An 11,097-nucleotide genomic window follows, 5' to 3' on the forward strand; every position below is an offset into this window, starting at 1 on the left:
AGACAGGCCCGTGCGCCGGGCTATCTCTCGGATGGACAGTTGCTCGCGCAGTGCCCAGCGCCTGATGACACTCAGTGTCGCCACGTCAATCACTCCTTCGCTCCCTGCCACCAAAAGCAGCAGGTTAGGGTTCTTGCGTGGGTCAGTTTTGGATGGAAATCCTCGGGCTCAGTGGGTCAGTTCTGGATGGAAATCAACACACTGGCCGAAGCGGCCGAGGTCGTGGCAGGCGCTGCCACCCACGTGGACCTGCTGAAGGCCCTGCACGCGCTGATGCGCGATTCGTTCAGCAAGGGCGATTTCGCGGCAAGCATCTTTGAGCGCGTCGCGGCCGGTGAGAACGTCGCATGCCCGAAGTACATCGCCGACGCCCTCACCTGGCTGCAGGATGAACTCGATCCCGCCGAAAACGTGACGCCATGACCGGCGCCGTCGTCCATGAAGGCAACGACCGCGACGCTGGCGTCGTCGAAGAAATCTGCGGGTACCTGACGGAGCAGCCCCCGCAGAGCTTCTTCCTGTTCGCGGGGGCGGGCTCGGGCAAGACACGCACGCTGGTCGAAGTGCTGCGCCGACTGACCGGCGTGGTGCCGCACGAGCGCGGCGGAAGGATGGCCCACCGCCTGCGCCTCTATGGACGGTCGATCCGCGTCGTCACGTACACCAAGAACGCCGTTGCGGTCATCAGCGGCCGGCTGGGCAGCAACGACCTGGTCGCCGTCTCGACCATCCACTCGTTTTGCTGGGAACTGATCGGCGGCTTTGACGAGGACATCCGCGAGGCGCTCATTGCCGACAAGGCGGTGCAGCTCGAAGAGGCCAAAACCAAGGCGGCGGCCAAGGTAAGGGGCACCAGTGATACAGATCGCAGGAAATTCGCCGAGATCGAAGCAGAGATAGAAGCCCTGAAGGGCGTGCCGACATTCATCTACCACCCCGACAAGGACACCTACGGTGAAGGTGCCATGCAGCACGGCCAAGTGCTGGACGCCACGGCCTGGCTGCTGTTGAACCGGCCGACGCTGCGAACCATCCTGCAGGACCGCCACCCTATCATTCTGATCGACGAGTCCCAGGACACGATGAAGTCGGTGTTGGACGCGCTAATGAAACTGGCAGAGCCCAGGGGCAGCGGCCTGACGCTCGGCCTCATCGGAGATCACCGCCAGCGCATCTACATGGACGGGCACTCTGACTTGCCCGGCCTCGTGCCTCTCGGCTGGGCCAAGCCCGAGCTGAAGATGAACCACCGCAGCCAGCAGCGAGTTGTTCAGCTCATCAATAGAATCTGGGCGGCAAAGCTGGAGGGTCGTACACAGCCCCCTTCAGGCGTCGAACAGCATCACCGCACTGAGAAGACTGGCGGCACGGTGCGCTTGTTCATCGGGAGCACATCCCTCTCGACACCAGAAAAACGTCAGAAGGAAGCCTGGATTGCGACGCAGATGCAGCAGGCGACCAAGAGCGACGCATGGGCGACACCTGGCGGCTTCCAGTCGCTCGCGCTAGAGCACAAGCTCGTTGCGGCCCGCGGCGACTTCTTGAATGTCTACGCGGCGATGACGCTCATCGACCCGAACGCCGCGGCACCGTCGGGCAGGGGCGAGAACACTGGACCCTCGGCCGCTCGGCTGGTGCTACACGATCTCGCGCAGCTCGCGGCCAGTGTCGCCGCGGACGGGTGCGTCAACGACTTCGCGGCCACCGAAGTGCTGCGGCGCGCCGGCTGCCTTGAGCAGTTGCCGGCCGACGCTGATCAGCGGATTGCGCGGACCGAAGAAATGCATGATGCCGTCGTGGCGTTTGGCGTGGCATGCGTCAAGCCAGACGCCATCGTCGCTGATGTCGTCGCTCCCATCATCAAGGCGCAGGTGTTCAAGGTGGACGCTCGGCTGCTGCAGCAGTTTGTCGACCAGACGCCGCCGCCGGCTGCGCCGATACCGCGCAAGGAAACCGAGACGGACGACGCGCGACGGCGGAGGGGATGGTGCGCGCTGTTCAAAGCGCCATGGGCCGAGCTGGAGCGGTACCGGCGCTACCTGGCCGGCAACTCCGAACTAGCCACGCACCAAGTGGTCAAGGGGTCGGAGTTCACGCACGTCATGGTGGTCATGGACGACGAACAGTCCGGTGGCAATCAAATCTCCTACGACAAGCTGTTTGGCGCAACTGGGCTGGGAGAGCGCGATCTGGACAACGTCCAGGCCGGCAAAGAGACGACGATCGATCGGAGCCTGCGACTGTTGTACGTTACCTGCAGCCGGGCTCGTGAATCGCTGGCGCTCGTCTTGTGGGCTGAGAACCCGACTGAAGCGCTGAAGTTCGCACGGCACGAGAGCGGCTGGTTTGCCCAGGAAGAAGTCTTGGAGATTCCTTAGGACTTCGCGTCAGGCCAGGAGAACTTCACAACGGGCGCCTACTCATACCCGATGACGAACGACGCCAGAGCCCTCTCGCAGGTTTGAGCCGGAGATACGCCGCCCAGGCGCCGTGGTGGCGAAAAGCGGTTCTGCCGATCCGGTCCGCGTGGTTTCAGTGCGACCCGGACAACCGGTCGTCGCCACAGACTTATGGCCGCTCGCGATTCACTGCCCACGAGGGTTCGTTCGCAAACGCAGCCTGGAGCGGTTTCGGCCCTTGTGACGAACGAGCGTCCTTCAGAAGGCCAAGGCTCTCCAGCCGAATGGTCGCCGCGGCATGCGATACCCCATAGCGCTGCATCAACTGACCCGTCACATGCCTGAAGGTTTGCAGGTTGCAGTCTTGGTTGTCCACGTAGAGCGGGCCGAACCCGCGATCCGATACGTCGAGGAGGCGCATGAGCATCCGAAAGTCATCGACAAAACTCAGGCGGGGCATGAGTAAGCTAGCCGCGAAGTAGTTCGCCTGGAACTCCATGCGCGCGATGTCGGTTCCCTGCACAAGACCTTTCCTCTTGAGCACGAAGTCCTGTTCATCAGACGACTCTCGCGCCATATACGACCCGTGGCCTAACAGGTGATGCGCAAGCTCGTGCGCCAGCGTGAAGCGCTCGCGGCCAGGATGTACCTGAGCGTACACCTGGATCTCCAACGGCTCAAAGCGAATCCTACCCAGCACGGGGTTTGGGTCGTCTGTGTCGCCGGGCGCGACGCCGGACACGACGACCAACCCGCAAGCGGCAGTCTGCTTTGCGCAAATGTCCTGCAACGAGACCAGGCCTGATGTGTAACCCACGTCGCCCAAGACCTCGTCCGCCTTCGCTTCCAGATCCTCTGCCTCCAGAAACGGAACCTGCGCGAATGACCTGCCTTTGCCCTTGAACAGCGCGGCGATCGCAGCGTGTGACATGGCCGAATCGAGCGCCATATCCTCGGCAAAATCACGAAGCGAGTTTGTCGCTCGCGTCGGGGACTGCATGTACAGGTCAAACGCAGTGCTGACGTACTCATCTATCGACAGGCCAGCATCGGCATACTCGGCATTCGTGTTTCTCGCACCGCCTGAGGACGAACGTCGCAGTTCCCACTTGAAGTTCGACGGGTCGAAGTAGCGCAATAGCCCCATGCCTTTCGACTTAGCAAATGTCTTCGCACCCGACTGGAACGAGCGATTGCTCGCTAGCACCGCCTTCCCGTTCGCACCAGCGACTTGGTCCACTTTTGCGAAAAACTCTTCCACGTCGTCAACACTCACGGACCTGCTCAGGTTCTTACACTCGATCAGCCAGAGCATCGAGTACTCGGTCGCTCCAGGCATATACATCTCGATCGACACGTCGAAGACGATCTTCGCCTCGCGATCCTTGGAGTAGTAGCCCTTCTTGCGAAAGACCTTGCAGCAGTCCTTCGAGAAGAATAGTCCCGCGTCGATCTGTTCCTGGAACAGCTTCTGGATCGCGACCTCCAACGAATCGCCAATCGCAACGCTGCTCATCAGTCCTCGACGAGGTGAAGCTCTTGCAAGCGGATGGCCATAGCGCTCACCGAGATGTTGAACATTTCTGCGAGCGACCGGAAGTGACGCCCGTTGAAGCGCCTCGTACTGGCGACCATGGCGGCGAATTTCAACGAATCCGGGCCAGCCCGCATCAGCGCGTGCGCCGACTCACCGCACAGGTTGAAGGCGACAGCGTCGTTTAACGGCAAAGGCGGCCCCATGCCGAAACGTGCCTTGAACGCATCGATGAGCAAGCGAGCGGGTGCCAGCAAGCATGCCGCGAAGTAGTCCGCTTCCTGCTCCTGGGGATCGCGAACGCTCCTCTGCTGCACCTCGAAGACGGGCCGGTCGCGGTGGATGACGTGCCCGGGATGCCTGAGAACCACATGCCCGAGTTCGTGGGCCGCCGTGAAGCGGACGGTGGGATAGGCAAACTTCGTCGACACGCGAATCAGGTGGCGCTGCTGGTCGAGCAGACCGGCGATCTCGAAATCGGCGCCGCCACGGCGCCACCGCCCCAGCCCTTCGGCGTACTCCAGTTCGTATCCCAGGAGACGGGCAGCGATCTCCGGCTCAAGCATGTGCAGCGGCTGCGGCGCTCCAAGCGGAAACAATTCTTCCTGGCTACGCCAGATGCGGCCGAGCAGATTGCGCGCTTCGAGTTCGATTGACCGACGGTCCATGGAGGCACCCCGGGGTGTTGTACAAGGCCAATGTGACACACAATATATAGCGTGTCAACGACCCTGGCACCMCACATCTAGTGTCTGCCGCGATCTGCGAGGTCGCCTCTACCGTACAAATCACCTTTGCGCTTGTGCATCACTCACATCACCGACCGGTGAGGCGGCTTGCGATCGGAACCTCTGGGCGGCGGCACACGACTCACCGCATCACATTCGATCCAGCACCTGTTTTCATTCGAAGATCGAACGGCCGGTCCCGGGAAGCGTAGTCACTCTTCTTTCGAACGCGATTGACTGCAATCAGTCTTAAGCCGACCGACGGAAGCGCAGGCTTGATGGCAGGGGAGGTCCCCTAGTCAAGCTTCGCCGCGATGTCCGCAGCCGTCGCGTTGAAGTAACGAAGCGCCATCTTCATGTCGGTCCAGCCAAACATTCGGCAGAGCTCGAAGGGCGTCAACTTTCCTGAGCTACCGAGCCGAGTCGCGGCCGTATGCCGCGACGCATGAAAAGTGATGTCCACGAGTTCCTTCGGCCGGTATTTCCGATACAGCGCATCTGCGCTGCTCGCCGAAGGACCGAACGCCAGCTCACCGCCTGCCGACAGTTCCAGGATCTCGACCGCCCGTCGACTCAGAGGAACGTTGCGAGCCTGGCCATTTTTCGTCAACGGGAGGTGTGCGACACGATTCTTGTGGTCGACGTTGCTCGCGCGCAGGCCGAAGATCTCGCCGGCACGCATGCCAGTCTCCAACGCAAAGAGCAGCCCCAGCGCCACACGCTGTGATTGCGTCGTCGGCGTGCCATCGGTATACCCAAGCGCCGCACACAAGGCCTTCACCTCCTTCGGCGACATCACGCGCTCCTTGCCCGGCGGCGGCGCGGGGCTCTTGACGCGAGTCAGCACGTTCACCTTGAGCCATCCCCACTCATCCAGCGCGATGCGGAACATGGCCCGGATCACGTTGAAGTCGCGCGCGATCGAACCTGGCGCGAGAGGCTTGCGATTGACGCTTCCTGCTGCGAGCGAGTCGCGCCAGGTCGACCAGTCGTCCGACGTGATCTCCGTGAGCGGCTTGTCGATGAACGGGATCGTCGCCTTGAACTTCGCGATCCGAATGCTTTCGGCCCGCCACCCGCGCTTCTTGCTGGTCTCGGTTTCCTCGTAGCGTTCGAAGGCCTCGCGCAAGGTCTTGCGCGGCACTTTGCCGACGCGACCATCTTCGATGTCGGCCTCTCTCTCGGCCATCCAGCGAACGGCCTCAGCCTTCGTCCGGAACATCTCCGAGTCGTACACGCCGCGCCGCCGCACCTCTGCTCGCCAGCGATCGCCGGCCTTGCGAACTGCCCCCATGACTCCCTCCACATCAGCGTAAATTCAGCGTAATGCGGCGTAATTCAGGCTGCTTTTTGATCTCGTTCGATCCAGCCCTAGGCACCCGCACCGCTAGGTTTGGCGCGGATTATCGGTGAGTTCAGCGTATTTTCGCGTAGGCGAAATTGGGGTGGTGGTGCCTCGGGTCGGAATCGAACCGACACTCCTTGCGGAACGGGATTTTGAGTCCCGCGCGTCTACCAATTTCGCCACCGAGGCCGGTGCAGGGGCTGAGAGTGTGCCACAGACGCCCACCGCCGTGCGCCGGTTCCGGACCGTTCGGAACGGGAAAGCGGCAGCGTTTCACCCTCGCCGCCAAACCGGGTACCCTTGGCGCCCGTCCCTTGCCGCGGATCCCCTGCATGCCTCCGTTGCCACCCGTCACCCAGGCCCTGATACTGATCAACGTGGGCATGTTCTGCCTGCAGATCGTCCTGGGTTTCCTGGTCGATCGCTACCTGGCGCTGTGGCCGATCGGCGGTGGCTTCCTGCCCTGGCAGATCGTCACCTATGCCTTCCTGCACGGCGGCTTCGCCCACCTGCTGTTCAACATGTTCGGCCTGTGGCAGTTCGGTTGGGAGCTCGAGCGGCTCTGGGGGCAGAAGCGTTTCCTGCAGTTCTACATGGCCAGCGTGCTGAGCGCCGCCGGCCTGCAGTTGGTGGTGAGCTGGGTGACCGGGGCCAACTTCCCGGTGGTCGGCGCGTCCGGCGCGCTGTTCGGCCTGCTGATGGGCTACGCCATGCTGTTCGGCGAGCGCGTGATGATGCCGCTGATCCCGCCGATCCCGATGAAGGCCCGCACCTTCGCCATCATCTACGGCGTGGCCGAACTTTTCTTCGGCTTCACCGGCTGGCTGCCGGGCATCGCCCATTTCGCCCACCTCGGCGGCATGCTGGGCGGCTGGCTGATGATCCGCTACTGGCGCGGGCAGCCGCCGTTCGGCAAGCGCCGCTGACGCTCAGAGCAGCTTCGTCGCCTTCAGGTAGGCCTCGACCTCCTTGTAGCTCGCATCCTCGCCGGCGTACTTGACGACGTTGCGCACGGTGCGCAGCCAATCGAGCGTCGACGCCTGCGATTGCGCCAGCGCCGCATCGAAATCGCCCGCCGACATCGCGTGCTCGCTGGCGCCGGCCCCGGCCTCCAGGGCCGTCGCCAGCGCCGATTCCTTGGCCAGCTCGATCAGCCCGTCGATGTCGGCGCCCGAGTAGTGCGCCGTCGCCGTCGCCAGCTTGCCGAAATCGACCGCGCCGTCCACCGGCACGCCGGTCAGCTTGATCTCCAGCATCGCCTGGCGCGCCGCGGCGTCGGGCGGCGGCACGAAGATCTGGCGCGAGAAGCGGCCCGGCCGCTTCATCGCCGAATCGACGTCCCACGGCATATTGGTCGCGGCCAGCACCAGCAGCCCGCGGTTCTCGCGGCCGATGCCGTCGAGCTGCGAGAGGAACTCGTTGACCACCGTGCGCGAGCTCGCGCTGCCGGCCTTCGACCGCGAATACGCCAGCGCATCGAGTTCGTCGAAGAACAGCACGCAGGGCTGCTCGGCGCGTGCCTTGTCGAACAGCGAGGCCAGGTTGCGCTCGCTCTCGCCCAGCCACATGTTCAGCACGTCCGAGATGCCGACCGAGATGAAGCCCGCGTTGCATTCGTTGGCGATCGCGCGCGCGATCATCGTCTTGCCGCACCCCGGCGGCCCGTACAGCAGGATGCCGCCGCCCGACTGCGCGCGAAAGCGCTCGAACAGGCCCGGCTTCAGGTAGGGCTCGATGATCTTCAGCCGGATGGTCTTCTTCAAGGCCTCCATGCCGACGATGCTGGTGAAGCGCACCTTCTCCTCGCGCACCTGCTGGATCGCGACGACCTCGGCCGACACCGCGCGCCCGCCCACCACCTGAAGCTGCGGGCCGCGGCTGCTCTGCGCCGACGCGCCCAGCGCCTCGAGCGCGTCGTCGCTCTCGAAACCGGCCAGCGTGCGCGCCCGCGTGTAGGCCGTCAGCGCATCGGCAGGCTGCCGGGCGGCCAGCAGGATGCGCGCACGCAGCAGCACCGGCCGGGCCTGCGCCGGCTGCTGTTGGGCCAGCAGCTCGGCCTGCGCGAGCGCGGCGGCGGTGTCGCCTTCGGCGAGCAGCAGGTTCGCGTAGTCGTGGCGCAGTTCGAGGTCGAACGGCGCCTGCAGGAGCTTTTGCTCCAGCGCCTGGCGGGTCGGGGAATCGGTCACCGGTGGAATCCTTGAATCAACGCAACAGCCAGCGCCGCAGCAGCGGCGGCCACACCCACGAGTACACGACGTAGCCCAGCCACAGCACGCTGGCCGGGCCGGCCAGTGCCGGGCTCACCTGGCCGAGCACGCGCAGGCCGACCACGCCGCCGACCCACAGCACCACCGAGCCGGTCCATCCCCAGCGCTGCAGCGGCCACATCGGCTTCATCGTCCAGTGGTTCTGCACCGACAGCTGCTGCACCAGGTTCAGCCAGTGCGGGCTGTCGGGGTGCTGGCGCAGCATCTCGCGCGCGCCGCGCAGGGCCGCGCGCTGGTCGCCGTTCTGCAGCAGCGCCGTCACCACCAGCGACAGCAGGTGCTGGTCTTCGGGGTGCTCGGCCAGCAGGCGCCGCAGCGCGGTGCTGTCGGTGCCGCGCGGCAGCTCGATCACGTCGCACAGCGCCAGCACGCGCAGCGCGAAGTCGTTCTCCGGGTGCAGGTGCAGCGCCTCCTGCGCCAGCGCCCGCGCCTTCGGGAACTGCAGCGCCCGCAGCATCACGCGCGCATAGGCCGCGTACAGGTCGGGCGATTGCGGGTGCGCAGCGATCAGGCCGAGCGCCAGCCGCTCGGCCTCGGCCAGCTCGCCCTCCTCGGTCAGCAGCGACAGCAGGAAGGCCTGCGCGCCGAAGTGGTCGGGCTGGCGCGCGATCACGCGCTGCAGCGTCTCGATCGCCGACGCGTTGCGGTCTTCGAGGGCGTCGGCGCGCGCGCCCTGCAGCAGCAGGTCGGCATCGTCCGGAAAGCTCGCCAGCGCCTCGCGCAGCAGGTTGCGCGCCTGCGCGCTGCGACGGCGGTCGAGCAGCTCGCCGACCTGGCGGGCATAGGCCTCGGCACTCGAGGGCTGGAGGGGTTCGGCAGCGTCCATGGGCAAGGGATCAGGCAAGTGCGGAGGCCAGCAGGTGGCTCGCGCCCCAGCCGATGACGATCAAGGCGATGCCGACACCCCAGCCGTTGGGACGCTGCAGGCCGAACAGGTCGGCGCTGCGCTGCTCGCGCCGGTGCAGCAGCGCGGTGCCGACGCAGGCCAGCAGCGCGAACAGGCGGGCCGCGATCGACATCGCGTTGCGGCCGCCCAGTTCGACCAGCCGGGCCTGCAGCGCGAGACCGGGCTCGGTCTGCTGGGTGAAGGCGAGCCATGCGGTGAAGGCAGCGGCGATCAGCAGCGCCCAGGCAGCGTCGCGCGGCAGCCGCTTCAGGCGCCAGGCGTTCAGGCCCAGCATCAGTGCGGCCGCGAACGGCCCGCCGAAGAAGGCGGACAGGAAACCGGTTTGCAGCGAGTAGGGAGCGCGGGCCACTTGCGCCGGTTCGGACACGGTGGGGCGCAACAGATCGGGACGGCGCGACATCAAAGCCTGGGGGTCGGGGAACTCGCAAAACTCTAGCACGCGCCCTGCCCGCCGCCGATGCGGTGCAGCATCGATTTCATGCCCCGGAAAGCCCCCGTGCGGGGCAAGGCCGGCGCAAAGCGCTCATGCTCGATCGACGACATCAGGCCTCGGAGGCTTCCCATGGGCGACACGGTTCATGCGACGCGCAGGCGGGCAGCGGCGCTGCTGCTCGGCGCCCTGGCGCTGTGTTCGGGTGCGTGGGCGGCACCCGCCGAGGGCGATGACAGTCTCACCTTGCAGGAGCAGGGGCAGCTGCTGGCGCGAGCCGCCGCCGCGGTGGTAGGCGTGCAGGTGCAGGCGGTCGGCCACGCCAGTTCGGCCGAGACGCTGGGCAAGCTGCGCATCGGCTCGGGCGTGGTGATCGGCGTCGACGGGCTGGTGCTGACCATCGGCTACCTGATCCTCGAGGCCGACCAGGTCGACCTGCAGCTCGACACCGCGCGGCGGGTGCCGGCGCGCGTCGTCGCCTATGACCAGGCGACCGGCTTCGGCCTGCTGCAGCCGCTGGCGCCGCTGCGCCTGTCCCCGGCCCCGCTGGGCGATGCGTCGAAGCTGTCGGTCGACGAGCCGGTGATGATCGTCAGCGGCGGCACGCCCACCGGGCAGGGCGAGCTGAGCATCGCGCGGCTGGTGTCGCGGCGCGCGTTCTCCGGCTACTGGGAATACCACATCGACAGCGCGCTGTTCACGTCGCCGCCGCGCACCGACCACAGCGGCGCCGCGCTCTTCAATGCCAATGGCGAGCTGCTGGGCATCGGCTCGCTGATCGTCGCCGACGCCGCGGGTGCCGACGCGCCGCGCAGGCCAGGCAACATGTTCGTGCCGGTCGACCTGCTGAAGCCGATCCTGAAGGAGATGCGCGAGAGCGGCAGCACGGCGCTGAGCCACCGGCCGTGGCTGGGCGTGAACTGCGTCGAACAGGACGGCCAGGTGCGCGTCGTCAAGGTGAACCGCGGCAGCCCCGCCGAGGCCGCCGGCCTGCAGCCGGGCGACCTGATCCTGCGCATCGACGGTGTCGCGGTCGGCGGGCTGGAGCGCTTCTACAAGACGCTGTGGCGCGGCAACACGCCGGAACGCGAGGTCACGCTGGACGTGCAGCGCGACGACGAGACGCAGACGCTGAAGGCGCGGGCCACCGATCGAATGAAGACCCTCACCCAATCGCTGGGCGTGTAGCCCGGATGCCAATCCGGGGTTTGTCCGACACATCCCGGATGGGCATCCGGGCTACAGGCCTTCGCGCACCGTCGGGTAGCGCAGCTTCAGCCGCAATTCCTCGTGCAGGCGCCGGTTGTCCAACCGCCGCGACTCCGACAGGAACGACATCTGCACCGGCGACAGCTGCTGCTGCGCCTCCTCGCGCGTGATGCGCGGCGGCCGCGCCAGCCCGCACAGGTCGGCGGCGAGGTCGAAGTAGTCGCCCATCTTCATCTCGGTGTCGTCGCTCGCATGCACCACGCGCTGCGGCAGTCCGC

The 11,097-nt window shown here is 65.8% G+C and carries 10 protein-coding genes, 1 tRNA gene and 2 pseudogenes; 4 read left to right on the top strand and 9 right to left on the bottom strand.

The genetic code is table 11. The annotated features are described in order from the left end of the window. Window positions 1-93, bottom strand: a pseudogene (locus AC1DYN_RS29500) (XRE family transcriptional regulator); the annotation flags it as partial. A gap of 93 nt (window positions 94-186) precedes the next feature. Between AC1DYN_RS29500 and AC1DYN_RS29505 the strand changes: the two are divergent. Both AC1DYN_RS29505 and AC1DYN_RS29510 read left to right on the top strand, forming a co-directional pair. Next, window positions 187-423: a hypothetical protein gene (locus AC1DYN_RS29505; RefSeq protein ID WP_477965829.1), complete on the top strand. Its 237-nt coding sequence runs from the start codon at window positions 187-189 to the stop codon at window positions 421-423. Next, complete coding sequence (locus AC1DYN_RS29510) at window positions 420-2,378, top strand: UvrD-helicase domain-containing protein (protein ID WP_477965831.1); 1,959 nt, start codon at window positions 420-422, stop codon at window positions 2,376-2,378. The genes AC1DYN_RS29505 and AC1DYN_RS29510 overlap by 4 nt, the downstream gene beginning before the upstream one ends. 190 nt (window positions 2,379-2,568) lie before the next feature. Here AC1DYN_RS29510 and AC1DYN_RS29515 read toward each other — a convergent pair whose 3' ends face one another. The 4 genes from AC1DYN_RS29515 to AC1DYN_RS29530 all read right to left on the bottom strand — a co-directional run bounded on the left by AC1DYN_RS29515 (window position 2,569) and on the right by AC1DYN_RS29530 (window position 6,195). Beyond that, window positions 2,569-3,915 (bottom strand): ImmA/IrrE family metallo-endopeptidase, encoded by a 1,347-nt coding sequence (locus tag AC1DYN_RS29515; RefSeq protein ID WP_477965833.1) that lies wholly within the window; start codon window positions 3,913-3,915, stop codon window positions 2,569-2,571. Then, window positions 3,915-4,601, bottom strand: coding sequence for an ImmA/IrrE family metallo-endopeptidase (locus tag AC1DYN_RS29520; protein ID WP_477965835.1), 687 nt, complete (start codon window positions 4,599-4,601; stop codon window positions 3,915-3,917). The genes AC1DYN_RS29515 and AC1DYN_RS29520 overlap by 1 nt, the downstream gene beginning before the upstream one ends. 355 nt (window positions 4,602-4,956) lie before the next feature. Next, a complete protein-coding gene (locus AC1DYN_RS29525) occupies window positions 4,957-5,955 on the bottom strand; it encodes a tyrosine-type recombinase/integrase (RefSeq protein WP_477965837.1) in 999 nt (332 codons plus the stop codon). A gap of 155 nt (window positions 5,956-6,110) precedes the next feature. Beyond that, window positions 6,111-6,195, bottom strand: a tRNA-Leu gene (locus AC1DYN_RS29530). A gap of 143 nt (window positions 6,196-6,338) precedes the next feature. Here AC1DYN_RS29530 and AC1DYN_RS29535 point away from each other — a divergent pair. Continuing rightward, window positions 6,339-6,932, top strand: a complete 594-nt coding sequence (locus tag AC1DYN_RS29535) for a rhomboid family intramembrane serine protease (RefSeq protein ID WP_477965839.1) — start codon at window positions 6,339-6,341, stop codon at window positions 6,930-6,932. Between the two features lie 3 nt (window positions 6,933-6,935). Here the strand turns inward: AC1DYN_RS29535 and AC1DYN_RS29540 are convergent, their stop codons facing one another. From AC1DYN_RS29540 to AC1DYN_RS29550, 3 genes are read right to left on the bottom strand one after another with little or no spacing between them, the layout of a single operon-like run. After that, the gene (locus tag AC1DYN_RS29540) at window positions 6,936-8,192 is read right to left on the bottom strand and encodes an ATP-binding protein (RefSeq protein WP_477965841.1); all 1,257 of its coding nucleotides are present in this window, start codon (window positions 8,190-8,192) and stop codon (window positions 6,936-6,938) included. 16 nt (window positions 8,193-8,208) lie between these two features. Next, a complete protein-coding gene (locus AC1DYN_RS29545; protein ID WP_477965843.1) occupies window positions 8,209-9,099 on the bottom strand; it encodes a tetratricopeptide repeat protein in 891 nt (296 codons plus the stop codon). 10 nt (window positions 9,100-9,109) lie between these two features. Beyond that, on the bottom strand, window positions 9,110-9,529 hold the full coding sequence (locus AC1DYN_RS29550; RefSeq protein WP_477965845.1) for a hypothetical protein: 420 nt from the start codon (window positions 9,527-9,529) through the stop codon (window positions 9,110-9,112). Window positions 9,530-9,742: 213 nt separating this feature from the next. Here AC1DYN_RS29550 and AC1DYN_RS29555 point away from each other — a divergent pair, with 213 nt between their 5' ends. Then, window positions 9,743-10,798 (top strand): S1C family serine protease, encoded by a 1,056-nt coding sequence (locus AC1DYN_RS29555; RefSeq protein WP_477965847.1) that lies wholly within the window; start codon window positions 9,743-9,745, stop codon window positions 10,796-10,798. A 51-nt stretch (window positions 10,799-10,849) separates the two neighbouring features. On the opposite strand, the pseudogene AC1DYN_RS29560 reads toward AC1DYN_RS29555, so the two are convergent. Then, window positions 10,850-11,097 (bottom strand): annotated as a pseudogene (locus tag AC1DYN_RS29560) (SDR family NAD(P)-dependent oxidoreductase); the annotation flags it as partial.

The organism is Rhizobacter sp. P2_D12, assembly GCF_056404395.1.

What these genes read in the sequence shown, in the direction of transcription:
- AC1DYN_RS29505 (WP_477965829.1), top strand. Translation starts at nt 187, where the DNA reads ATGGAAATCAACACACTGGCCGAAGCGGCCGAGGTCGTGGCAGGCGCT.
- AC1DYN_RS29510 (WP_477965831.1), top strand. Translation starts at nt 420, where the DNA reads ATGACCGGCGCCGTCGTCCATGAAGGCAACGACCGCGACGCTGGCGTC.
- AC1DYN_RS29515 (WP_477965833.1), bottom strand. Translation starts at nt 3,915, where the DNA reads ATGAGCAGCGTTGCGATTGGCGATTCGTTGGAGGTCGCGATCCAGAAG.
- AC1DYN_RS29520 (WP_477965835.1), bottom strand. Translation starts at nt 4,601, where the DNA reads ATGGACCGTCGGTCAATCGAACTCGAAGCGCGCAATCTGCTCGGCCGC.
- AC1DYN_RS29525 (WP_477965837.1), bottom strand. Translation starts at nt 5,955, where the DNA reads ATGGGGGCAGTTCGCAAGGCCGGCGATCGCTGGCGAGCAGAGGTGCGG.
- AC1DYN_RS29535 (WP_477965839.1), top strand. Translation starts at nt 6,339, where the DNA reads ATGCCTCCGTTGCCACCCGTCACCCAGGCCCTGATACTGATCAACGTG.
- AC1DYN_RS29545 (WP_477965843.1), bottom strand. Translation starts at nt 9,099, where the DNA reads ATGGACGCTGCCGAACCCCTCCAGCCCTCGAGTGCCGAGGCCTATGCC.
- AC1DYN_RS29555 (WP_477965847.1), top strand. Translation starts at nt 9,743, where the DNA reads ATGGGCGACACGGTTCATGCGACGCGCAGGCGGGCAGCGGCGCTGCTG.